The following is a 21848-nucleotide window of genomic DNA, read 5'->3' as shown; positions in this document are numbered from 1 at the left end:
TGCTGGCCTGGCCGTCTATGCGACCTTACACGGCCAGAGGCTGTGCCTAGCCGGCCGAGGGAGCCGACGAAGGCGATGCCATGCTATGCATCTCCTTCATGCAGTCCGCCGCGCTCATCTTCATCATGTCGCAGTTGCAGTTCGCCATCTGCGGAGCATCGGGCACCCAGACGCGACGGGGGCTCATAGATGGCGCACGCGGGCCATAGTTTGGCGATTGACGCCATTCATAATGGCCAGACTGCGAGTTTGTGTTGGGTTCGCCGGCGAAAGCGGCAACGGGAGCGGCAAGCGCAATGCCCAGCAGGGCATAGAAAACACGGTTCTTCATGACTGTAATCCTTGGGCAAAATATCGTGGTAGCCGCGGGTCAGACAGGATTTTCAGATGCGCGATAGACGCAAGAATCCTGTCAGCCTGGCAGCCGGTGTCGATCAGCCAAGGAGAGTCGGTGGTTCCGGTTCGGGAGTGAGGTCACTGCCGTGCAGGACAGTGATGGTTGCCCAGAAGGGCAGAGCTGGACTGGCTTCGCGTGCTTCCAGCATAGGCGCGTCATTACGAACGGCCAGCGGAACGACGCAGCCCATGGCCGCGATGCATTCCAGGGTCATGCCCTTGCAAGGCTTCTGAGCAGGTTGTTGCTGCTGTGCCATTATCTTCATGCAGTCTTCCGACATCCCAGCCACGGCCTGCACAGACGTGGCCATTGGGGCGGACATCGCAGGCGGAGCGGACGCAAAGGCCGCCGCTTGGCCAATCAAGCCAACCATGGCTCCCAGAAGGAGAAGAAGTTGCAAAACGCGTTTCACAGCCGTTATTTATTACGCCTCGTAGCATCAAAGATCAACGAGATGGTCACCCGCCGTGTCGGGCAAATACCGTCTGACCCGCCGATCCGAAGGCGATGACAGAGTAGGGTTGTGGTTTTTGGCCGGGGACTTCCATCCCCGGAGAACCCAGCGGCATGCCCGCTACGGCCAATCCCTTTACGCCCTTCGGGCGCTTCGCGATCGCGCGCTTCATGTCGGCAATGGGAACGTGGCCCTCGAAAACCATGCCATCGACAATTGCAGTATGGCATGATGCCAGCGCAGCGGGCACGCCTTGAGCGCGTTGAAAGCGGCCGCGTTGCTGGTCGTCGACGATATTGACGCTTTGTCCAAATTGTCTGCGCACCTGGGCCGCCCACTGTTCGCAGCAACCGCAACCAGGGTCACGATGCATGATGATCGGGGCAGCTTCGGCGCTGGCGACGGAGAAGGCTGCTATGAACGCAGCGAGGGCAAATTTGAGTGTCATACGATCCCTTATTGGTTCCCCCGCCCCTGGGCGGGGGAGGAAAGGTCTATTGGGCGCGCTTGTTGTGGGCTCTCAGCCAGCCTTGAAGCTCGCCCACTTCTCGCGTTTGCTCGGTGATTGACTTGTTCGCCATCATTCGGACCTGCGCGTCCTTGGTGTCGCGCAAAACGATGCGTGACATCGCAATCGCACCGCGATGATGCTCGATCATCTTGCGCACCCAGGTCTCCGTTGCATCGCTGCCCGTGGCGGACATCATCTTCTGATGCATCTCCATTTCTGCAGGCGGGTAAGGATTGGCTGGCGTGGGGTTCATGGTCTGGCGCATGTCCATCTTGCTATGGTCCATGCCCTGCATTTGGGCGATCGCCGGCGCGGCCACCAATCCAGCGATGATGATGGGGACTATTTTCTTCACAATTCTCTCCTCAGCGCCCCGCATTGATAATACGCATGGGCGCGCCATTTCCCTCGTGAGGCGGCACAAAATTTACGGGAACGGGAGCGCGAAGCCTACTTGCGGGCTAGAATAGCCTTCATTTCATCGATTTCGCGGCGCTGAGATTCCTCGATGCCGCTGCACAGACGAACGATTTCCGGATCCTTCAAGGAGGCCTCGCGGCACATCAGGATCGCGCCCGAATGATGCGGGATCATCGATCGGAGGAATGCTGTATCGCCGATCGTTGTTTGCGTGCGGATGAGGGCAAATGATCCGGCGAATATCGCAACTGACCCTAATATAAGGGCCGCGTTTGCCTTTTTCGACGGGAACATATGGCCCATCGCGAGGACCATCAGCACCACCATGGGCGCCACCATCATTAGCGTCATGTAGAGCATATTCAGGTTGTTGTAGAAGCTCCCCAAGCTGTCGATCATGACGAACATCACCAGATACATGATGACGCCGCCAACCAAGGTCTGCAGGGCGAGGCTCGCATAGGCATTTTTCATCATTGGTCGTCTCCTTTGGCCCCCGCCCCGATCCTGCTTGACTATTCAACCCGTGCGGCGTCGCTTTCGCGGCCACCGAAGATACAAAAGTGCCGAACCCGCGATCGCCAATGCGAGACCACCTGCGGCAAACGCCATCAACCACGGCGTGTTGAAATTTTCGTGGTTTTTCCAATCCATGATGTGGAGCGCCCAGAAGAAATCGTACAGGCGCCACGTTCCATTTCTCACAGCGACGATCCGACCACTATTCTGGGCAACATAGACGCGGGTCGCTTCGCGGTCAGGGAAGTCCACCCGCCAGGCCGGCAGGACGCCCTTGAATTCTGGGGTCGACGCCACAACCCGGCGCACGCTCGGCGGCTCCGACGTACCACGGTAGGCCTGTATCGCCACCGCGCGAGCCATCGCAGCGTTCACGGGACCAAGTCGACGACCTGTTTCTGCATCGTGGAGTGAGATCGTCCCATCGATAGACTCGACCTCCGCAATCTCGCGGCCGAGCAGCGCGCGATATCGGACTTCACGCACGGGTCTGGTCGCCGCGCGCAACACTAGGTCCAACGGCGCGCGCGATCTCGACTGTTCCAATATCGCCGGCGACGATCGCTCGACGAGATGTTCACCGCGGACTCGCTCGATCGGCAACAGGCTCATGACAAGACCGCTCGCAAACCAAAGCAGCAGCTGGACGCCGATAACCAGGGCTAACCAGCGATGAACGCGGCTAGCCCCGATGTGGAAGCGGAGTTTGGCGCTTCTCAGAACCAGGTCCGAACACCGATTACAAAGCTGGCCGCCTTCACGTCCCCTCCGTCTGAGCGTGCATAGTCCGCCGTCCGCCCGAACTTTCGGTCGTAAGAAACGCCGATGTAGGGGGCAAATTCGCGGCGCAGTTCGTAACGCAAACGCAGTCCCAATTCGGCGTTCGTGATGCCCGCTCCAATCCGCGTCTCCGGGACATTTTGTGCTGAAAGGTTCACTTCCAGGCGCGGCTGGAGAATGAGGCGTTGCGTGATACGCTGATCATAATAGCCCTCGATCCGCCCCAACACCTCGCCTTTGTTCGACAGAAACAGGGCAGCCTCGGTCTCAAACCAGTAAGGCGCCACCCCCTCAATACCGATCGTCGCATAAGTACGGGATGGGTTGGGTTTGAAATCGTAACGGACACCCGCCTGGAGGTTCCAATAAGGGTCGAGTGCACGACTGTAGAGCGCCTGAACTTCTGCGGTCTCCATGTAGGTGCCGCTTCTGCCAGCAAGAACGCCCTCACCCTCTGTCTTGACCACCAGCCGATCGAGATCCTTGCCGAACCACGCCTCCCCGTCCCACCGATAGCCGTCGCGGCCGTTACGGACCTGATATTCCGCCAGATTGAACAGGATCATCGAGCTGGATGAGCCGCCATGTTCCTTATGCAGCATGGTACGCGAAGCCGCCATCTCGCCGTTTTTGTAGACGCGGTCGGCATAGTTGTCGGTAGGAGGTTGGGGTGCAGGGGCGTTGCCGGGCATGAGACTGGTGCCACCAGCGCCATGGGCTGCCATCGGCCCATCCATCGCCATGCCGGGCATCGACGACATATCGTGCTGCATCGGCTGACCGCCGGGTGCCGCCTGCATGTCCATGCCGGGCATGTCGTGTTTCATCGTACCGCCCGCCCCATCGGGCATGGTCATGCCAGGCATGCCGGACATGTCGTGGCCGGCATGCGGGTCAGCCGTTGGAGGCGTCTTGTCACCGGGCATCTCCATGCCGGACATAGCCCCCATGCCCGACATGTCGTGCGGCGCCGACTTGGGTTTTGCTGCCGGTGCCCGGCGCTTCGGGGTGGCAGGCTTGCCCTTAGCCGTGGGCGCAGCGGCGCGCCTGGGCTGGCTTGCTGGCTTGGCCACCGGCTTTTTCTTCGCCGCTGGCTGAGCAGCAGGCATGTTCATGCCCGGCATATTCTGCATCGACTGCGCGCTGACTGGGGTCGCCAAGGCGAGCGGGGCCGCGCCGATCAGAAGGAGAAGCGACTTCATGCGGCATCTCCCCGGGGACGGACAGAGACGACGCGCATCATCCCGGCATGCATGTGATAGAGCATATGGCAGTGAAACGCCCAGTCGCCGACTGCGTCTGCGGTGACGTCGAAACTTACCTTGCCTCCTGGTGCGACATTGACGGTGTGTTTGCGCGGCGAATACTCGCCATGCCCGGTCACCAGCTCGAAGAAATGCCCATGAAGATGGATCGGGTGCGACATCATCGTGTCATTGACGAGCGTGACGCGGACCCTTTCGTTTTCGATAAAGGGAATGGGCTCGCGCTTGTCACTGAGCTTCACCCCATCGAACGACCACATATAGCGTTCCATATTCCCGGTCAGGTGGATTTCCATCGCGCGGTCTGGCGCGCGAACATCGGGGTTGCGCTCCACCGCCATGAGATCGCGATAGACAAGAACCCGGTGGCCAACGTCTTCGAGACCCTGTCCCGGTTCTCCCGTGCGATCCATCGGCATGGGCGAGATCGTCTGGACACCCGGTCCCATCTTAACCTGCGGCGCTTTGCTGGCGTCGCGCATGTTCATGCCGCCCATTCCGCCCATCGCCATGCCGCCCATTGTATCACCGGACCCGCTGCCCATTCCGGGCATGTTAGCCATGGAACTATCCGCCGGTTTTTGCATGCTTGGCATCGACGCGCCGGCCCCCATATCCATGCCTGCCATCCCGCCCGCGGCAGCTCCGCCGGCAGACATGTCATGCCCCATTGCTGCGTGGTCCATGCCGGACATGCCGCTCATATCCATGTCCCCCATGCCCATGTCCTTCATATCGGCAAGGGGCCGCTTGCGGAGCGGCGGAACTTCGGCCGTCATGCCTTCACGCGGAGCCAGTGTGGCGCGTGCCATGCCCGAACGATCAACGGATTCACCGACCAGCGTGTAGGCGCGATCATCGGTCGGAGTAACGATGACATCATAGGTCTCGGCAACCGCGATCTGAAACTCGTCGACCTCGACCGGCCTGACATTGAGCCCGTCGGCCTGAACAACCGTAAGTTTGAGACCGGGAATCCGGACATTGAACGTCGTCATCGCGGAGGCATTGATGAAACGCAGGCGAACGCGCTCACCTGGCTTGAAAAGCGCGGTCCAGTTGTCCCGTGGGCCATGCCCATTCACGAGATAGGTATAGGTCGAGCCCGTGACATCGGACACGTCGGTCGGATCCATCCGCATATTGCCCCAGTCAAGTCGGTCCTTGAGGGGTTGGTCTTCCTTGGCCAGCAAACCGGCCAGCGTTTGCCGCTGATAATTGAAATAGCCACCGCCGACCTGCTTGAGCTTCCGGAAAATTGCGTGCGGATGCATCTGGCTATGGTCGGAGAGCACGATGACATGCTCTCGATCCGACTGAATCGGATCCTCGCCTTCCGGGTCGATGACAATCGGTCCGTAATGACCCAACTGCTCCTGCAGCCCCGAATGGCTATGATACCAATAGGTGCCAGCCTGGACGATGGGGAACTCGTAGACAAAAGTCGACTTGGGCTTGATGCCGGGGAAGCTAATGCCGGGCACGCCGTCGAACTGGAATGGCAAAAGCAGACCGTGCCAGTGGATCGAGCTGTCCTCCTCAAGATCGTTGATCACCGACAGGCGGACGTTTTGGCCCTGTCGCAAACGGATGAGCGGCGCCGGAACCGTGCCGTTAATGCCGATGGCATGGCTTTGCCGACCATCGATCGTCATCATCTGATGCGCGATCTTGAGCGTGATATCATCGCCGCTGACCGTTGGCAGTGGCTTGGCAATGCCGGACGAAACGGGCTGAGCCCATGCCGGCAGCCATGCCGACAATGCGAGGCCGCCGCCGGCCAGCGCAGCGCCACGGAAAAGGTCGCGGCGGTTCAATCCGGGGGACATAATATCTCCTTGTTCAACATGCAGCACTTTGGGTCCGCAAAGACGCTCAAGCGCGGTATCTGTTTATCCTTACGCGCGAGCAGCGCGCACCCCTCATTCCTCAGCGAGTATTTCTGCAAGGCGCGCGCGCGCGCGATACAGGCGCGTCTCCACAGCCTTGCTACTGACGGAAAGCGCTTTGGCAGCCTCTGATTGACTGAGTCCTTCGACGGTCCTGAGCATCAGGACTTCACGCAACGTGCTAGGCAATGCGCTGATCGCCGCCGACAGTCGCTCCACCTCTATTTTCGATTCAGCACTGGCATGTGCGGAGGGTGCGTCATCCGGCACTTGCTCAATCTCATCATCCGACGGCGCGGAGCCGAATGTGAAGAACTGCCGCACCCTCTGGCGGCGGCGCCAATCTCGACATTTGTTAATCGCGATCCGGGATAGCCAGGCGCGTAGCGGACGCGCACCATCATATTTCCGCAGATGGCTGAACGCGGATACAAAGCAGTCCTGCGTGAGATCAAGCGCGTCCTCGGCATTCCCGACCAAGCCGCGCACCAGTCGAAATATCGCTGTCTGGTGCCGACGCATGATCTCGGCGAAAGCCGACTGCCGACCGGCAAGCGTCAGTGCTGCTAGTTCACCGTCCGAACACGCCTGGAGATCCAGACTCACCGTGCATCGTCGGTGAGCGCATGAACCACCGCCTGATCGAAGGTCTTGGCCTGATCGGGGCGAAGAATTTGCCGCATGGCGAAGATGTGCCCGAGCGTTTCCTTTTGCAATTCGCCCATTGCCTGATGCGACCGATCGACGGCCGCGGTCACACGCGGCCCTTCGCCATGTTCGACCTCGATCGCGGCTGCGAGACGCGCATTGTCCGATCGCAGTTCAAGCTCCAGCGCGCGCCGACGCACGGCGAAACCCTGCTCCAGCAGCTCGATCTTGGCCTTCTGACGATCATCCAGATCGAGCTTGCTGTGCAAGACATCGTGGAGCTCGACGCCGGCTGCCTTGGGTTGCGGGAAAAAGTAGCGACCCAGGAACACGCCCGCAACCGCCGAAACAAATGCGACGATGGCGACGAGGAGCAGCAATTTGGACTTCATTGAGAACCTACCAGCAGCGTCGAAGGGGCCAGCGGATTTGATGGCCCGAAAGGCGAGAGCGTGACCGACGCCTCGGCACGCGGGGTAAAGCCATTGCTGGCGATACCCAGCAGTACCGCTCCGAAAGCCGCGACCGCACCGAGGCGGAATTGAGACGCGGTCGAAACCTGCGGCAATGCCGCTATGCGTCGGAACACAGCATCCTCCAGACCAATCAGCCCCGGATGCGTCGGTTCGTTGCGTAAGCGGCTCAGCAGCCGGTCCAGGTCGGTATCCATCGAAAAGTCCAATCCTCAATCAATCCGGGGCAACGGCCCAGGACGTGTTCTTTACTTTCCCCTCTATCAGCCTGTCCGTCAAAGCATCGCACATAGCGGGCAGATCTGAGCAACAACGACGGAGCAGCCGCATCGCTATGGCGCCGTCTTCGTCATGCCGGGCATATCTTTCATCATCGCGTCATGGTCTTCGGGCGCACTGGCTATTGCCGCCTGATATTGGGCGGGTGACATACGCGGAAGTTGCCGCACGAAAGCCACCATGTCCCAGATCAGTTCGTCGCTATGGGTCTTACCCCAAGCCGGCATCGCGGTCAGCTTGACCCCATGCTTGATGATCCAGAATTGCTCCTTTGGCGATCTTTGCTCCTCGCGGGAAAGCTCCGGCGCCCTCGGATAGAGTCCCTGGCTGATTTCGGACTTTTCCAGTCCTGGCCCGAGATGGCAGCCGCTGCACATCTCGGTGTACAGCCCCGCCCCGCTCTGCACCCGCTTCACGTCCCCAAGGTTAGCCGGGACATTCACATCGCGAGATCGCACGGCGATGGAACGATCTCGGAGCTGCTCGATCAGCCAATAGACCGGTTTGGTGTGTGGCGAATCCGCCCCTATGTCATAGGCACCTACATAGACGACGATCCCCGCTAGCGCGCCGCCGACCAGCGCTGTTGCAGCGATAAAGCCCACACTTGGAAAGTGCCTGCGCAGCCAAACCGTCCTAGCATTCTCCATAGCTTCCTCCCGCGCGGCAGCGTCCCTTGGATTCAGGTGGTTCTCACACCCATCCAATTGTCCATACGCACTGCAAGCTTCGATCCCTCATCTGTCGCGCACTTCACATTCGCAATCCCGCCGGGGTTCTGATTTGAAGAATTCTTGTGCGCCTGATGAGGGGTGGCGCCGCGTGGTGCGTAATTCGATGTGTCGGCAGTCTCGCCGCCCATGGAGAAATCGATGTTTCGTAAAACAGTCTTTGCCGTCGCCATGGCGGCGTCTGTCCTCACCGCTACCGCTGCGCAGGCTCACCCTAAGCTCAATGGCGCAACTCCTGCCGCCAATGCCGTGGTCGCCGCCCCGACCAGAATTCAGCTCGTCTTTTCTGAAGCGCTCGTCGCACAATTTTCGGGGCTCGACCTGACGATGACTGAAATGCCGGGCATGAAGATGGGGCCGATGAAGATGAACGGCGTCAAGGCAACCGTAGGTGCCGATGGCAAGACCCTTGTCGCGACGCTTGCCAAGCCGTTGCCGGTTGGAACCTACAAGGTCGACTATCACGTCGTCTCTGCTGACACCCATCGCATCCAGGGCAGCTACACCTTCAAGGTCCAGTAAGACCGTGCCGGACATCATAGCGATCGCAGTGAGGCTGGGACTTTTCCTCGATCTCATGCTCCTCTTCGGGTTGCCGATGTTCGGCCTATATACGTTGCGCGGGACTGAGCGGGCATCCGGCTCGGTCCTGCGTTTCCGGTCGGTGTTGGCGACAATCGCGCTGGCCGGTATCGTATTATCTATCCTGGGCATGATGGTCCTGGCGGCCTCGATGGGGGGCGTGCCACTCGATCAGGTAGACCGCGCCACGGTCAATCTTCTCATATCGGGCACGGCGATCGGGACGGTCTGGCAGGTACGGGTCGCGGCCCTCCTGCTCGTGCTCTATTTTTCCATCGTCGGTTGGCGGCGTCCCGCTTTCGCCCTGTGGTCGCTGTCAGCGACCGCCGCTGTCGCTCTGGCGACCTTGGCCTGGACGGGTCATGGCGCTGCCGATGAAGGCTTGCGGGGATGGGTCCATCTTGGTGCCGATATCATCCATCTCTGGGCAGCGGGCATCTGGGTAGGCGCGTTGTTCGCGCTTTGCCTCCTCGTTTTCCGCCCTGCCGCGCGCATGGCGGTGGATCACATTCACCTCTCGCACCGCGCGCTGGATGGATTTGCGAAGGTCGGATCGGTGGTCGTGGCGCTGCTTATCGTGTCGGGTTTGATCAATAGTTGGATACTGATCGGCCCCTCCAATCTGGGATCCCTGTTTACCAGCCTCTATGGCCTGCTGCTGGTGGCAAAGCTGCTGCTGTTCGGCTTGATGCTGTTGCTGGCGGCGGCCAATCGCTACTTTCTGACGCCGTCGCTCGCGGCGGCGATCGAGACAGGCAACACCTCATCGGCGATAGGGTCACTGCGCCGTAGCCTCGCAATCGAGACCGGGTTTGCCATTACCATTCTTGCCCTCGTTGCCTGGTTAGGCCTGTTGGCCCCACCTGCCTCCGGCATGTGATCCTGCGTCAGGGCAGCGCACGCATTATTTCAAAGGCCTCATTTTTGTGTATGTCGACTGCGCAGTTCCATAAACGATCGGTCAGAGCGCTGTTGATGCTGCTCTCTATAGCTCTCGTCGTTTCGCATGGCGGTCCAAGTCCTGTCATACATTCTGCGGAGACGGAACACAGACCACTCGCCGAATTACGCGTAGATGCTCATGTGGACGGTGCAAATGCTGGCGATACCGGCAGCAATGAAGAGCCCGCCACAGATCATTCGCATATGCCTGCGGTTCGGGTGAACGACGTTACGCTGGCGTTTTGGAACCGCACAGTCCGCAAGAAGATGTTCGGCCGATTGGCGCATGATCTCCGCGCGCAGGATCTTCTCGCAGAATTGATGCGACCTCCCACACTTCGGTAGCGCCCACTCCTCACTTTCTAGCCATCTGCCCAATTCCATGGCGCCTAACCGTCGGGTCAGCGCCAGCGGCTGTCTAGGAAGGTGTGACGTTCCAATACGTAACGAATTCGGCCTCAATCATGAGACGCCGGATCAGTGGCGCATTGGCCTACCGAAATGATCCCGGTGATCAGGCGCATTCTGAGGTACGCCGCGCGCCGTCCTCGGGCAAATGAGGGCAACAAGTACAATGCTGATGGAAATCGCTTATGGCGTTGCCGCCCTGGCAGCGACGCCCACGGCACAGGTGCACTTATCCGAGCTAGGCAAGGCAGGTGCCCAGTGCCGTCCAGATGAAAATGGTCCGGCCATAATTATCGATGTTGCGGGTCTCAAAGACCGCGTTGGACTGTTGAAGCTTGAGGTGTGGCCACCCCACGACGACGATTTCCTGCAGGATGCCAACGTTCTCGTCGCTCAAGGCAAGATATTCCGTCGGCTCGAACTGCCGCTCCGTCGCGACACGCCCCTACGCATGTGCATCAGAGTACCGAGACCGGGCACCTATGCGGTCAGCTTGCTTCATGATCGCGATTCCAGCGGGAAATTCAGCATATTGGTCGACGGCGTCGGTTTTGCGCAAAATCCCAAACTCGGGTGGAGCAAGCCGAACGCGTCTGCCGTGACCCTTACTGTCGGACGAACGGCGACCCGGTCACGCATCGTCCTCAACTATCATAGGGGCTTTCTCTCCTTCGCGCCGTTGAAGGGGGAATAAGCAATGCGGATCGTTGATGTATGCGCTTTTTACTCTCCTCTCGGTGGCGGCGTAAAAACCTATGTTCGCCATAAGATGCGTGCCGGCCCCCGGCTCGGGCACGAGATTATTGTCCTAGTCCCTTCCATCCAGCCCGGCGTGGAGATCGTGGGGCCCGGCGCTCGAATCGAATATGTCGAAGGCAAACCGTTCCCGCTCGATAAGCGTTACAATTATTTCTACGATGAGGCCGCGTTGCACGCCAAGCTCAATGCACTAAAACCTGACTTCGTCGAGGCCTCAACGCCATGGAGCAGCGCCGGCATCGTCGCGCGTTGGCGCACCGACGTTCCGCGCAGCCTCATCATGCATGCCGATCCGCTCGGGAACTACGCTTACAGGTGGTTTAGAGGTGTAGCGAGCCGGCCGATGATCGATCGCGGGTTCGAATGGTTCTGGCAACGTCTGAGGCGCCTGGATGAGCGCTTCGATCATATCATATGCGCAAGCTCGGACCTTACGGCTCGCTTGAAGGAGGGAGGACTCAAAAAAGTCGTCATGAATCGTATGGGGGTCGAGCCTGACATATTTTCACCCGCTAACCGCGACTTGAACGCGAGGCGATATCTTCTTAAACTATGCGACCTTCCGGAACATGCTCTCCTGTTGGTAGGTGCCGGTCGCCACGCACCCGAAAAGCGCTGGCCAATGATAATCCAGGCTGTCACGGCCAGCGGTTATAAGCACCCTATCGGTCTGATTATAGCTGGTGACGGCCGATGTAGTGCTGCGGTTCACAAAGCCGTTGCGGGCAATCCCCACATCCGTCTCATCTCACCAATTTCGGACAGGAACGAGTTCGCCACATTCCTCGCTAGCGGAGATGCCTTGGTTCATGGCAGCGAATCCGAGACGTTCTGCATGATCGCCGCTGAAGCGCGCGCTAGCGGTCTGCCAATGCTCGTGCCTGACAGCGGTGCCGTCGCTGAGCATCTAGTCACAAATGCCGGATACCATTATCATTCAGCAAAAGCGGCAAGCCTCGCACAAGCGATCCAGCGTTTGGCGCGAGAAGGTGCTGATAGTCATCAGGCAACTGCGCGCGTCGCCGCTCAGGACACCCGCACTATGGACCAACATTTCACGGACTTATTTGACCTTTATACGTGCTCCGTCAGATCGAGACCAGGAGCTGGCACGGCTTGGAGAGACTTATCCTTGCAGTGTGCCAGGCCAGGGCTGTCAATGGCTCGAGCGCGAGCGAGCGATGTGGTCCGAACCTCGAGCCATACCTCCAAGGTCGATTAGATCTGTGCCGGACCTCATTGCGATCATGCTTTTCGGTGTCGAGTAGCCGATCCTGGACCTGATGGTTTCTGGTGACCTCGATGGATCGCTCCGCCTGCATCCGTGATCTAGTCCGACTTCAAGGCAGCGCGCGCGATATCGCCTTGATTGCCTTTAGACCCGAGCCAAACCGGGAAATCGCCTCCTTGTGCCGTTCGAGCTCGCCATAGGGAAGATAGGCGATTTCGAGGTCCGCGATCCGGCTGAACGCGGGCCTTGCGATTTGCGCTCGGACTTCGCTTTCGCGAGCGTCAGGAGCGACAAGGAACAATCCGGCTGTCGCGTGAAGATCGCTGCCGCTCAGCGCAAGGTCCAGCATCCGGACGATACCCGAATAGATAGACGTCGAATGTTCGACTTCGAAGGCTGCTGCGACCCGGTCGCCGCCCCGCTCCAGCCACAAAACGTCGATGAGGCGGATCGCATCCGCTCCCGTCGATGTCGAAATGGAAGTTGGCAGGCTTTCGAGGCACCCCTCCCCCAAGCGCACCCCGTCATGCAGCCGTCCCCGGTCATTGGATGCGATCCAGATGTCATACCCCAGCGCTAGACCGATATCGCGCAGCCACGCCTGGATTTCCGAATGAGTGCGGTCACTCTCGCCCTGCTTTTGCAGCGCTTTGTTGAGGGTTTGCGCTTCGGCCCGGGCTCGCTCGAGGCGCGCCGCCCAGGATCCTAGAGTCTGGTCTTCCTCGTCGCGCGGGGGCGCGGGATAGCGGCCCGAGCCGATGTCGAACAGAAGGCCACCAATGGCGCCCAGATCGTTCGACAGCAGATCGCGGAAACGCTCGTTCAGGTCGAGCACGCCCGAGCGCATTGCGAGAAAATGCTGCCAGCTTCCGAGCTTCACCTTGCCGCCGGTCAGCTTGTTGTATCCGTTGACGATCGCCGTGTTGAACGGCGGCACGAGGGTTGGATGCAGGAAATAGAGGAGGTTGGCCACCGCTGGCCCCAGCCCTTTGATGTTCAGACGATCGATCGTGTGAATACCTGCGATGATCTCTTCCGCGGTGTCGCAACAGGCGCAATGGTCCAGCAATCGACCAAACGCGCGTTGGTTCGCCGGGTTTTCATAGATGTCGGGAATGCGCAATTTGGGCTTCCAGAGAAACGCATGATCCGCCCCCTTGAATATCTGCCTCTGCTCGGCGACTGAATGAACGACCGTCTCCAGAGAAGAACCGCGATAGGCCACGCCAAACCGACCGGCTTCGATCTCGGCAACCACTTGAGCCAGACCACGCCTGATCGAGCGAAAATTCTTGATGCGCTCGTCCCATAGAAACCAGCTCTGGTACGTCGCGTTCGGGTCTTCCTTCCATCGCTGGATCAGTTGCCGCGCCAGCAATTCAAACTCCGCCAAACCCCGCTCCCCTTTCGCGCCGATCCTCTCCGACGCTAGCACTCCGCCACGTATTCGGCCAGTTTTTGCGCGGTCGCCCCGAATGAAAATCGGATCTCATTATTTGATATCGTCCGGAATATGCGTCAGCAGGTCACGGGTATAGTCGATCAGGAGATCGCCAGCGGTTGCCCCGTAAAGCGCGAGGAACAAGATGAACGCCAGGAGCTTCGGGACGAAGCTCACGGTCTGTTCGCTGATCGATGTAGCAGCCTGGATCATCGAGACAATCAGCCCGACCACCAACATGATTATCAGCGGGGGGCCAGCGACGAGCATGATCACCCAAAGCGCCTGGCCCATCGAGGTTGAGAAAGGGCTGTAGGTCTCCATTGCTCCCACCCGACTATGATGCGGACGCCCCTGCCCGTGATGCTGCAACCTATGTTGCGGGGCGAGCGACACGGAGCGCGATCGGTTGATGCCAATCCGTCTTCCCCACATCCGCTCGCCCCGGCGCCACGCTGCGACCCGTGGGCACCTCGGCTGTCCATCCTGCCAGGCGATGTGCTTCATCTGAATTTGCGCAGCGCTGGCGTTTACCCCTCACGACCCGATCTTTTTTTGGAAGAGCGCGTCTCTGTTCGAGGGAAGAGGCGTCGTGCCGCGTAATATCAGTGACGGCCGAGGTCAGCGAAAGGCTCGCATGTACGATTGTGTCATCATAGGCGGCGGCCCGGCAGGGCTGACAGCAGCCACCTATCTGGGCCGGTTTCTGCGTTCTACGCTGGTCATCGATGCTGGCGACGGCCGCGCGTCCTCCATTCCAGCCACGCACAACCTGATGGGTTTTCCAGAAGGCATATCGGGCGACGATCTGCTGTCGCGGATGCGCCGGCATGCCCTGCGTTACGGCGCGAAGCTCTCCGATGGTTTAGCCAATGGGATTGTACAGACCCGGACGGGCTTCCTGGTCACTACAGGTGTCGAGGCCGTCAATACCCGCACGATATTGCTTGCCCAAGGCGTGATAAATCATCGTCCGCAAATGGCGCTGGAAATGCATGATCGAGGCCTCGTGCAAGGTCTGATACGCTATTGCCCGATATGCGACGGCTATGAGGTACGCGGCAAGCGGGTGGCCGTGCTGGGGTGCTCAGACCATGGCGCCGCCGAGTCTGTATTCGTGCGGCACTATAGCGACACCGTCACCTTGCTCGCGCAGGACGGCTCGCAACTTTCGGAGGCCGAAGAGGCAGATCTGGCTCGACGCGGTATCGCGGTCGAACACGCCCCTGTCCGAGGTTTGTCGATCGATGGAAAGAATCTGATCGCTCAGTTGACCGATGGCCGATCGCTTCGGTTCGACACCCTTTATGTTGCCCTCGGAACCTCCCCTCGCTCGGAACTCGCGCACATGGCCGGCGCGAAACTGGACCAGGTAGGGTGCATTGTCGTCGACGAGCATCAACAAACGACGGTCAGCGGCCTGTTCGCTGCTGGCGACATGGTCGAAGGGCTGGATCAAATTGCTGTTGCGGCCGGTCAGGCCGCAAAGGCTGCAACGGCGATCCACAATCTGTTGCCCGTCTGAGATGCCAGCGCAGAATAATCCATCAGAAATATATGCATGTCGGGCTTGACCCTGACACGATGTCAGACCCCAGATTGCATTTCGTCGATAAGGAGACGAGCCTGTGACTGATCCTGTTCCAGCTAGCAATTCGGGCGCCCATAGCTGCTGCGCCGGCAAGCACGGTGGCGGCACGGACGTGAAAACGGTCAAAGACCCGGTTTGCGGGATGATGGTTGATCCAACGGGAACGTCACATCATGCCTCGCATAACGGCGAGGACTATCATTTCTGCAGCGCAGGTTGCCGCACGAAGTTTGTCGCTGACCCGGAACGCTACCTGTCCGAGGGTGACAAGGAGGCGGCAAACGCTCAACCGGGCGCAATCTGGACCTGCCCCATGCACCCGGAGGTCCGCCAGGATCATCCCGGGCCGTGCCCGATCTGCGGCATGGCCCTTGAGCCGGAACTTGTGACGGCCGACACTGGGCCAAGCGGTGAACTTCTGGATATGTCCCGGCGTTTCTGGATCGCCTTGCTGCTCACCATCCCGGTGTTTGTCCTGGAGATGGGCAGCCACCTCTTCCCGGCGCTGCATAATCTTGTGCCGCCCCGACTATCTAGTTGGCTTCAGTTTGCGCTGGCTACCCCGGTCGTGCTCTGGGCGGGATGGCCATTCTTTGAACGTGGGTGGGCGTCCGTGCGGACACGGAACCTCAATATGTTCACCCTGATCGCGATGGGCACGGGCGTGGCCTGGGCTTACAGCGTGGTGGCAACCATCGCCCCGTCGGTATTCCCGGCAGCGTTTCGCATGATGGACGGGACGGTCGCGATCTATTTCGAGGCCGCCGCCGTTATCACCGTGCTCGTGCTGCTGGGCCAGGTGCTCGAGCTGCGCGCCCGCGAGCGGACTTCGGGCGCGATCAAGGCGCTACTCAACCTCGCGCCCAAGACCGCGCGCCGCATTGGCGCCGACGGGGATGATGAGGAGGTCCCGCTCGAGCAGGTGGCCGTCGGCGATCGTCTCCGTGTCCGGCCCGGCGAAAAAGTACCCGTCGACGGCAAGGTCGAAGACGGCCGATCTTCGCTCGACGAGTCGATGGTGACGGGCGAGTCGATGCCGGTCACGAAGGCGCTGGGCGATGCGGTCATCGGCGGAACGATCAACCAGAGCGGCGCCCTCGTCATTCGCGCAGAGAAGGTCGGACGCGACACGATGCTGGCCCGTATTGTTCAGATGGTCGCTGACGCCCAGCGTTCGAGGGCACCCATCCAGCGCTTGGCCGATCGGGTCGCGGGATGGTTCGTGCCTGCGGTCCTGCTGATCGCGGTCATTGCCTTTGGCGTGTGGGGGATCTGGGGGCCAGAGCCGCGTCTGGCCCATGGCCTGATCGCCGCTGTCGCTGTCCTCATCATCGCCTGCCCCTGCGCCTTGGGGCTGGCGACGCCGATGTCAATCATGGTCGGCATCGGCCGGGGCGCAGGGCTCGGCGTGCTGATCAAGAATGCCGAAGCCCTGGAGCGGATGGAGAAGATCGACACACTGGTCGTCGACAAGACCGGCACGCTGACCGAGGGGCGGCCGTCGGTTACCCGCATCGTTCCCGCGACAAGCTATGAGGAGACCGAGCTTCTGCGGCTTGCCGCCGGCGTGGAGCGGGCATCGGAACATCCGCTGGCGCTGGCCGTGGTCGCCGCCGCCAAGGATAGGGGGATTGCGCTTCCCGAAGTCACCGACTTTGATTCACCGACCGGCAAGGGCGCGATCGGCACGGTGGATGGCAAGCGCATCACCCTGGGCAACGCCCGTTTCCTGTCTGAAAGCGGGGTCGACGTCAGCGCACTCGAGCCCCAGGCGGACGAACTGCGTCAGGATGGCGCGACCGCCATCTTCATCGGCATCGACAAGCAGGCGGCCGGCATTCTGGCCATCGCCGATGCAATCAAGGCGACGACGGCCGAGGCCATCGCGGCGCTTCGCAAGGAGGGCATACGGGTCGTGATGCTGACCGGCGACAATCGCACCACGGCGCAAGCGGTCGGGCGAAAGCTCGGGATCGACGATGTCGAAGCCGAAGTGCTACCAGATCGGAAAAGCGCGGTGGTCGCGCGATTGAAGAGTGAAGGGCGCATCGTCGCCATGGCAGGCGACGGGGTCAACGATGCGCCGGCGCTCGCCGCCGCCGATGTCGGCATTGCGATGGGTTCGGGCACCGATGTCGCGATCGAAAGCGCTGGTGTGACGCTGCTGAAGGGCGACCTTAATGGCATCGTGCGCGCGCGCCGGCTTAGTGAGGCGACGATGTCCAACATCCGCCAGAACCTGTTCTTCGCCTTCATCTACAACGCCGCCGGGATCCCGATCGCGGCAGGGCTGCTCTATCCGATCTTCGGCATCCTGCTTTCGCCGATCATCGCTGCAGCAGCGATGGCATTGTCCTCAGTCAGCGTGGTCACCAACGCGCTGCGCCTCAATCGGGCGGCACTGTAAGAGCCAGCAGCCTCAACCGGTTTCTTGTCACATCCGGTGCGCCATACGCAGTCGCAGACAGTTTCAGCGCTTTCCGCCGTGTCGAGCCCTCGAGCAATCCCGCGCTCGCGCGGGCTTTGACGGAGGATGTTGTCGCGTGAATCAGAACATGCGATCGCTCATGATCTTCGATTGCGAAAGCGCCCGGGTCGGCGCGGCAGGCACGGCCTTCGATCGAATCGAGAAGAGCAGAGTTCATATTGTCAACGAACCTGAATTTTTTGGAACGGCGAGCTTCATTTTGGAGCGAGTTGGGCGATCTATCGTGGTCTCGTGGAACATCAGGACCTGCATGCTCACGTCGCCGTGCAACTCGTCGTCGGTCTGAATGGGAGGCTCGAACTCGGATTCTCTGGAGACGAGACTCTCACTTGTGACGCAGTGGTGCTCGGCCCAATGGTCGCGCACCGCGTGTATCCCAGCTCAACCCGTGCCCTTTTGCTTTATGCGGATCCGCGGGGGCGGCTCGGCCGTGCGTTGCGACGCCTCAGCGCCGATGGAGTGGCGCCCGTTCCGCAATTGCGAGCGTTGATCCGGCGCTTGGTTCAAGAAGGCGCCCCGGCTGAGCAATTCGTGACGGCTCTCCTGCAAGAAATCGGGCCTCCGACTTCGGCCGCAGACAAGCGGCTAGGCTCGCTTCTTGCAGTCGCAGACGGTTCGCAGGGTGATCCGCTCAGCATGCGGGACCTCGCCAGCCGATCAGGTTTGTCGAACTCCGGGTTCCGGGAACTTGCCAAGCGTGCCTTGGGCGTACCGCCCGCCCGATACGCTCTCTGGCGCAAGCTCGAATATGCGCTCCGCGCGGTAACTGACGGCGAAAGCTTGGCTGCAGCGGCGCACATAGGCGGGTTCGCCGACCAAGCGCACCTGGCTAGGACAATGCGGCGCATGTTCGGCGTGACGGCGTCAGAACTAATTGCTTTACGATTAGCGCATCGGAGCCATTGAGTGGCTGGCGGGCACGTTATCGGCGTTACCGAAGATTGTCCTGCCTTCGGTATAGAGCATGAACTCTGCCCCAAGCAGCAGAACCAGGAGCGGGAACGCTATGGGGCGTCGAGCCGCTGGGTCGCCACGCGGAGAAAGAAAAAGCGACAGCGCTGCGGCAGCAAGGGTTGCGCTGATAACTCGGTGCTGTGTTATCAGCAAAAGCATGGGAGCGGCCGAACTGTGCTGCGCGTGCAAGGCGAAGACCGCGGCCGCCGTCAATATGCCGGCGATCAGCGGCGCACGCCACATCAGGCTTTTGCGGTCCTTCCAAACACGAACAGTCTCGACCCCGGCGCAGAGAATGAGGATCGCACCCAGGACCAGATGTTGGCCGCTTTCGGCGGCGTAGCCACCCGGCGCTGCGGAGCCATGCACAAAGGGATCGAGCGCCATTTCAACGCCGAAGGCGATCAATCCTGCAGGAATCACGAAATCGAGCCAACGACTGTTCAGCCTTCCACAGGCGCGGCAAAGCAGGAGCGCCCCAATAAGCATCAACGCCGCGCCAAAAATCCAATGCACTTGCTCCGAGGTCAGTCCCATGTCGCGCTCCGATGAAAAATGTTCTGTGGCACGGTGACGCGTCGGCGACTCATCGTCTTGAACGAATCGCCAGCACTCGGAATTTCTGAGTGGGCGACGGCTGAACCGGGCATAAAACGCTGGCGAATAGGATGAGCCGCGCCTGACAGTCACGCGCTTGCGACAGAAGACTCCTGCCTTGCCGCCCCATAGCAGTGAGTCCCGCCCAAGCAGGTTTTCAAGCCCGGCTTTGCCTACCGAGCGGAGCAGCAAAGCGAGACAGTTATCCCTTGATCGGCTGCGCCGTGCAAGGATTTCTGACCAGAACCCAATTCTGCCTCGAGGCCACCGCCCGCGGAGCGTCAACATTAAAGGGACTTAATGCTCGCCTCAGCAATTCCAGACTGAGGAAGAGTAGAAGACAGTCGCGCCCGACCATGGGGTACTGCGGATTCCCTCGATAAAGAGCATCTTCCTTGTGACGCCCGCGATCGACTCTGCCGATTCCACCACACGGGCCGGCACCGTTCATCACGGCCGGGACCGCATAGATAGGGTCAGAGCTCGAGCGCTTGCGCCAACGATGGCGCCGGGCAGCCGCAACACGGCGCAAGACGCAGAAGAAATCAGTGCCGATATCCGGCTAGGAAGCCCTGATCGCGAGGCGCAGGGGACGTATTCACTGGGAATGTTCTGTTTCAAAGCCTGGGTATTTGTCGCCGACGGATGATGAGACGTTGAAAGCCATCGCCGCGTACGTCCCAACGCTTTTGGCGCCTGGCGGCATGTGCATGCTGGTCAATCACTATTTCTTCCGTTTTGACGCGGATTCTCGCCGATCCCGTCGCATCCACGACGCCTTCGCCTGGTCGCCAGGCTTTACCTTGCAAGCCGAACACCGACGGCCTTTCTATCTGGTGACGCTGTTGCGAGGCGCAGAGGCAGGCGTTCGCGGACTTGATCAGATGCGCGCAGATAGAGTGCGGGTTTGAACCGGCTGGCTTATCGGGCGCCAGTTGACACCGCAAGGTTACATGCCCTGTCTGGTACAATTTTTTGGAATGAGCGATCTTCGAAGGTAGACGGCGCGCGGGTCATTCGGCATGATCTTCCTTGGGTTTGGCCTGTTGCGCGTGCTGTCGGGAGCGGTGCGAAAGTCTCGTCCACCCCGGCATGCGGTGCAACTCGAGGATCAGAAGAAGCATCACTGCTGTGATGATAGCGAGGTGGTAAATGCCGTACGCGGCGCTCAGGCCCACCGCGGCAGAAGCCCAGAGAGTTGCTGCTGTTGTGAGCCCCGTGACCCGTCCGGCGTCGCGCAGGATAATCCCCGCGCCAATAAATCCGATTCCTGTAACGATGCCGGCAGAGATGCGGCCCTGATCGCCGATAGCGCCCGAGATGAGCCCGAATGCGCAGGCGCCCAAGGCGGTGGCCATATAGGTTCTGATTCCGGCTTCCCGGCCCCGATGTTCCCGCTGCCAACCGATCACAGCACCCAACATGGCAGCAAGGACGATGCGCCCGATATCCACCCACCATGGCGCATCCGCCGCCGCAACTGATGTCATAATCTCTCCTGTTGCATGTGCTATGCGACGTATGGGGACAGCGCTTTCGTGAAATAGGGACGTCGGCTGGCGGAGCCATGGCAGTGAACCTGACGGCACCGCCGTCATTCTCGGCTGGCCTATTTGTGGTCCTTTGCGAACCGATGGTGCGAGCCAGCAGACATGTATCTAGGAATTCTCCTGCAGCCGTTGGGGCCTTTCCGGACTAGGATCGTGACCAGAGGAGGGGTAGCTGCTCTTATCCGGACTGCACCCAGTTCTCGCCACATGGCTCGAAAGCACCAAGGTGTTGACGCTGGTACGCGCTCATATTTCCCAAGCAGGCGCCAAACGTATAGGCTTTCCGTCATGGCCATCGCGGCGCGCCCTTACGCGCCACGGTGGCCATGACATCGGTTTGCGGATATGATGGTGGTCATGGATATCCGGGCGGGCATGGGTATGACGGCGGGCACGGATATAGCGGCGGTCATGGATATGGCGGTGGGCACGGATATAGCGGTGGCCATGGGTATGGCGGCGGGCACGACGGCGGTGGCCACGACGGCGGCCATAATTGATAGCTGGCTGTCGCAACGTCCATCGTCGATAATGCAGTGTGATGTTGCACCATGAGCGGAGCCGGATTCGATCCGCGGTCAGATGTCCGATCAGAAGGCTCTGTTCGCGGATCACGGCCCGACGGCGAGTGAAGATTTCACACCGGTTCCAGTCTGAGTGTCAGATGCTGTAAGCAGTCGCGCAGCGTCGTTAAAATGTTCTGGCGATCTCGTCCTCCGAGATTGATCACCCCGTAGCGGAAGCTCTGGCCGTCCTGCATTTCACCCGGCAGCCGCTGATTCAAGGCGTCGAGCACTTCGGTCCTGCTATCCGGGGGCGTTTGCGGGAGGGGGCGGAATCCTACGCCAAGCTCGCCCAGATAGCCGGCGCGAGATCTTACTTGTTGCTGCCTTCTACGGTCGCGCCAGAAAGGCGACGGCTCAGTTCTATCCGGCGATG

General features: G+C 60.3%; 25 protein-coding genes and 1 pseudogene. 9 read left to right on the top strand and 17 right to left on the bottom strand.

Annotated features, from left to right (window positions below; translation table 11 throughout):
- Positions 1 to 46: 46 nt before the first annotated feature.
- The 12 genes from KAY22_RS05845 to KAY22_RS05790 form a co-directional block, all read right to left on the bottom strand.
- Positions 47 to 331, bottom strand: coding sequence for a hypothetical protein (locus tag KAY22_RS05845; protein WP_021243444.1), 285 nt, complete (start codon positions 329 to 331; stop codon positions 47 to 49).
- 103 nt (positions 332 to 434) lie between these two features.
- Complete coding sequence (locus KAY22_RS05840; RefSeq protein WP_234781450.1) at positions 435 to 662, bottom strand: hypothetical protein; 228 nt, start codon at positions 660 to 662, stop codon at positions 435 to 437.
- A gap of 193 nt (positions 663 to 855) precedes the next feature.
- Positions 856 to 1299, bottom strand: coding sequence for a DUF411 domain-containing protein (locus KAY22_RS05835; RefSeq protein ID WP_017502283.1), 444 nt, complete (start codon positions 1297 to 1299; stop codon positions 856 to 858).
- A 46-nt stretch (positions 1300 to 1345) separates the two neighbouring features.
- Positions 1346 to 1717, bottom strand: coding sequence for a DUF305 domain-containing protein (locus tag KAY22_RS05830; RefSeq protein WP_021243447.1), 372 nt, complete (start codon positions 1715 to 1717; stop codon positions 1346 to 1348).
- 95 nt (positions 1718 to 1812) lie between these two features.
- Positions 1813 to 2259 carry a DUF305 domain-containing protein gene (locus tag KAY22_RS05825; protein WP_017502281.1) on the bottom strand — a complete coding sequence of 149 codons (447 nt, stop codon included), beginning with the start codon at positions 2257 to 2259 and terminating at the stop codon, positions 1813 to 1815.
- Positions 2260 to 2301: 42 nt separating this feature from the next.
- A complete protein-coding gene (locus KAY22_RS05820; protein ID WP_296621100.1) occupies positions 2302 to 2994 on the bottom strand; it encodes a PepSY domain-containing protein in 693 nt (230 codons plus the stop codon).
- 23 nt (positions 2995 to 3017) lie between these two features.
- Complete coding sequence (locus tag KAY22_RS05815) at positions 3018 to 4205, bottom strand: copper resistance protein B (RefSeq protein WP_366514067.1); 1188 nt, start codon at positions 4203 to 4205, stop codon at positions 3018 to 3020.
- A 74-nt stretch (positions 4206 to 4279) separates the two neighbouring features.
- Positions 4280 to 6175: a copper resistance system multicopper oxidase gene (locus tag KAY22_RS05810; protein WP_296621063.1), complete on the bottom strand. Its 1896-nt coding sequence runs from the start codon at positions 6173 to 6175 to the stop codon at positions 4280 to 4282.
- A gap of 93 nt (positions 6176 to 6268) precedes the next feature.
- Positions 6269 to 6841, bottom strand: coding sequence for an RNA polymerase sigma factor (locus KAY22_RS05805; protein ID WP_296621059.1), 573 nt, complete (start codon positions 6839 to 6841; stop codon positions 6269 to 6271).
- On the bottom strand, positions 6838 to 7275 hold the full coding sequence (locus KAY22_RS05800) for a periplasmic heavy metal sensor (RefSeq protein ID WP_296621057.1): 438 nt from the start codon (positions 7273 to 7275) through the stop codon (positions 6838 to 6840). Before KAY22_RS05800 ends, KAY22_RS05805 begins: the two co-directional genes overlap by 4 nt.
- The gene (locus KAY22_RS05795; RefSeq protein WP_017502274.1) at positions 7272 to 7553 is read right to left on the bottom strand and encodes a hypothetical protein; all 282 of its coding nucleotides are present in this window, start codon (positions 7551 to 7553) and stop codon (positions 7272 to 7274) included. Before KAY22_RS05795 ends, KAY22_RS05800 begins: the two co-directional genes overlap by 4 nt.
- 135 nt (positions 7554 to 7688) lie before the next feature.
- A complete protein-coding gene (locus KAY22_RS05790; RefSeq protein ID WP_296621053.1) occupies positions 7689 to 8285 on the bottom strand; it encodes a cytochrome c in 597 nt (198 codons plus the stop codon).
- A 222-nt stretch (positions 8286 to 8507) separates the two neighbouring features.
- On the opposite strand from KAY22_RS05790, the gene copC reads away from it, so the two are divergent.
- The 4 genes from copC (at position 8508) to KAY22_RS05770 (ending at position 12279) form a co-directional block, all read left to right on the top strand.
- On the top strand, positions 8508 to 8888 hold the full coding sequence (copC, locus tag KAY22_RS05785; protein WP_296621051.1) for a copper homeostasis periplasmic binding protein CopC: 381 nt from the start codon (positions 8508 to 8510) through the stop codon (positions 8886 to 8888).
- Positions 8889 to 8892: 4 nt separating this feature from the next.
- Positions 8893 to 9828, top strand: a complete 936-nt coding sequence (gene copD, locus KAY22_RS05780) for a copper homeostasis membrane protein CopD (protein WP_279729507.1) — start codon at positions 8893 to 8895, stop codon at positions 9826 to 9828.
- Between the two features lie 636 nt (positions 9829 to 10464).
- Positions 10465 to 10992 carry a DUF2141 domain-containing protein gene (locus tag KAY22_RS05775; protein WP_084391167.1) on the top strand — a complete coding sequence of 176 codons (528 nt, stop codon included), beginning with the start codon at positions 10465 to 10467 and terminating at the stop codon, positions 10990 to 10992.
- Between the two features lie 3 nt (positions 10993 to 10995).
- On the top strand, positions 10996 to 12279 hold the full coding sequence (locus KAY22_RS05770) for a glycosyltransferase (protein WP_084391168.1): 1284 nt from the start codon (positions 10996 to 10998) through the stop codon (positions 12277 to 12279).
- Between the two features lie 118 nt (positions 12280 to 12397).
- Here KAY22_RS05770 and KAY22_RS05765 read toward each other — a convergent pair whose 3' ends face one another.
- Both KAY22_RS05765 and KAY22_RS05760 read right to left on the bottom strand, forming a co-directional pair.
- A complete protein-coding gene (locus tag KAY22_RS05765) occupies positions 12398 to 13681 on the bottom strand; it encodes a type II restriction endonuclease (RefSeq protein ID WP_296621042.1) in 1284 nt (427 codons plus the stop codon).
- A gap of 99 nt (positions 13682 to 13780) precedes the next feature.
- The gene (locus KAY22_RS05760; protein ID WP_296621094.1) at positions 13781 to 14023 is read right to left on the bottom strand and encodes a flagellar biosynthetic protein FliQ; all 243 of its coding nucleotides are present in this window, start codon (positions 14021 to 14023) and stop codon (positions 13781 to 13783) included.
- A 343-nt stretch (positions 14024 to 14366) separates the two neighbouring features.
- Between KAY22_RS05760 and KAY22_RS05755 the strand changes: the two genes are divergently transcribed.
- From KAY22_RS05755 to KAY22_RS27910, 3 genes are all read left to right on the top strand, one after another.
- On the top strand, positions 14367 to 15254 hold the full coding sequence (locus KAY22_RS05755; RefSeq protein ID WP_296621040.1) for an NAD(P)/FAD-dependent oxidoreductase: 888 nt from the start codon (positions 14367 to 14369) through the stop codon (positions 15252 to 15254).
- Between the two features lie 208 nt (positions 15255 to 15462).
- Positions 15463 to 17727: a heavy metal translocating P-type ATPase gene (locus KAY22_RS05750; protein WP_296621038.1), complete on the top strand. Its 2265-nt coding sequence runs from the start codon at positions 15463 to 15465 to the stop codon at positions 17725 to 17727.
- Between the two features lie 435 nt (positions 17728 to 18162).
- Positions 18163 to 18714, top strand: a complete 552-nt coding sequence (locus KAY22_RS27910) for a helix-turn-helix domain-containing protein (RefSeq protein WP_366514068.1) — start codon at positions 18163 to 18165, stop codon at positions 18712 to 18714.
- Here the strand turns inward: KAY22_RS27910 and KAY22_RS05745 are convergent.
- A complete protein-coding gene (locus tag KAY22_RS05745; RefSeq protein WP_296621035.1) occupies positions 18694 to 19299 on the bottom strand; it encodes a hypothetical protein in 606 nt (201 codons plus the stop codon). The two genes, KAY22_RS27910 and KAY22_RS05745, sit on opposite strands and share 21 nt — an antisense overlap.
- A gap of 716 nt (positions 19300 to 20015) precedes the next feature.
- Here KAY22_RS05745 and KAY22_RS05740 point away from each other — a divergent pair.
- Positions 20016 to 20270, top strand: coding sequence for a hypothetical protein (locus tag KAY22_RS05740; RefSeq protein WP_296621034.1), 255 nt, complete (start codon positions 20016 to 20018; stop codon positions 20268 to 20270).
- Between the two features lie 102 nt (positions 20271 to 20372).
- Here the strand turns inward: KAY22_RS05740 and KAY22_RS05735 are convergent, their stop codons facing one another.
- Positions 20373 to 20849 (bottom strand): MgtC/SapB family protein, encoded by a 477-nt coding sequence (locus KAY22_RS05735; protein ID WP_296621032.1) that lies wholly within the window; start codon positions 20847 to 20849, stop codon positions 20373 to 20375.
- Positions 20850 to 21254: 405 nt separating this feature from the next.
- Between KAY22_RS05735 and KAY22_RS05730 the strand changes: the two genes are divergently transcribed.
- Positions 21255 to 21464 (top strand): hypothetical protein, encoded by a 210-nt coding sequence (locus tag KAY22_RS05730; RefSeq protein ID WP_296621030.1) that lies wholly within the window; start codon positions 21255 to 21257, stop codon positions 21462 to 21464.
- Positions 21465 to 21546: 82 nt separating this feature from the next.
- On the opposite strand, the pseudogene KAY22_RS05725 reads toward KAY22_RS05730, so the two are convergent.
- Positions 21547 to 21848 (bottom strand): annotated as a pseudogene (locus KAY22_RS05725) (hypothetical protein); the annotation flags it as partial.

Origin of the sequence: Rhizorhabdus sp. (assembly GCF_018006725.1) — a bacterium.
Taxonomy (GTDB): domain Bacteria; phylum Pseudomonadota; class Alphaproteobacteria; order Sphingomonadales; family Sphingomonadaceae; genus Rhizorhabdus.
Note: the sequence above shows the minus strand (reverse complement) of the source record. Positions and strands in the feature narration are given on the sequence as shown.

Coding starts and splice junctions, on each gene's coding strand:
- KAY22_RS05845 (WP_021243444.1), bottom strand. CDS start 331: ATGAAGAACCGTGTTTTCTATGCCCTGCTGGGCATTGCGCTTGCCGCT.
- KAY22_RS05840 (WP_234781450.1), bottom strand. CDS start 662: ATGAAGATAATGGCACAGCAGCAACAACCTGCTCAGAAGCCTTGCAAG.
- KAY22_RS05835 (WP_017502283.1), bottom strand. CDS start 1,299: ATGACACTCAAATTTGCCCTCGCTGCGTTCATAGCAGCCTTCTCCGTC.
- KAY22_RS05825 (WP_017502281.1), bottom strand. CDS start 2,259: ATGATGAAAAATGCCTATGCGAGCCTCGCCCTGCAGACCTTGGTTGGC.
- KAY22_RS05815 (WP_366514067.1), bottom strand. CDS start 4,205: ATGCCGGGCATGAACATGCCTGCTGCTCAGCCAGCGGCGAAGAAAAAG.
- KAY22_RS05810 (WP_296621063.1), bottom strand. CDS start 6,175: ATGTCCCCCGGATTGAACCGCCGCGACCTTTTCCGTGGCGCTGCGCTG.
- KAY22_RS05800 (WP_296621057.1), bottom strand. CDS start 7,275: ATGAAGTCCAAATTGCTGCTCCTCGTCGCCATCGTCGCATTTGTTTCG.
- KAY22_RS05795 (WP_017502274.1), bottom strand. CDS start 7,553: ATGGATACCGACCTGGACCGGCTGCTGAGCCGCTTACGCAACGAACCG.
- KAY22_RS05790 (WP_296621053.1), bottom strand. CDS start 8,285: ATGGAGAATGCTAGGACGGTTTGGCTGCGCAGGCACTTTCCAAGTGTG.
- copC (WP_296621051.1), top strand. CDS start 8,508: ATGTTTCGTAAAACAGTCTTTGCCGTCGCCATGGCGGCGTCTGTCCTC.
- KAY22_RS05775 (WP_084391167.1), top strand. CDS start 10,465: ATGCTGATGGAAATCGCTTATGGCGTTGCCGCCCTGGCAGCGACGCCC.
- KAY22_RS05770 (WP_084391168.1), top strand. CDS start 10,996: ATGCGGATCGTTGATGTATGCGCTTTTTACTCTCCTCTCGGTGGCGGC.
- KAY22_RS05760 (WP_296621094.1), bottom strand. CDS start 14,023: ATGGGCCAGGCGCTTTGGGTGATCATGCTCGTCGCTGGCCCCCCGCTG.
- KAY22_RS05755 (WP_296621040.1), top strand. CDS start 14,367: ATGTACGATTGTGTCATCATAGGCGGCGGCCCGGCAGGGCTGACAGCA.
- KAY22_RS05750 (WP_296621038.1), top strand. CDS start 15,463: ATGATGGTTGATCCAACGGGAACGTCACATCATGCCTCGCATAACGGC.
- KAY22_RS27910 (WP_366514068.1), top strand. CDS start 18,163: ATGGTCGCGCACCGCGTGTATCCCAGCTCAACCCGTGCCCTTTTGCTT.
- KAY22_RS05745 (WP_296621035.1), bottom strand. CDS start 19,299: ATGGGACTGACCTCGGAGCAAGTGCATTGGATTTTTGGCGCGGCGTTG.
- KAY22_RS05735 (WP_296621032.1), bottom strand. CDS start 20,849: ATGACATCAGTTGCGGCGGCGGATGCGCCATGGTGGGTGGATATCGGG.
- KAY22_RS05730 (WP_296621030.1), top strand. CDS start 21,255: ATGATGGTGGTCATGGATATCCGGGCGGGCATGGGTATGACGGCGGGC.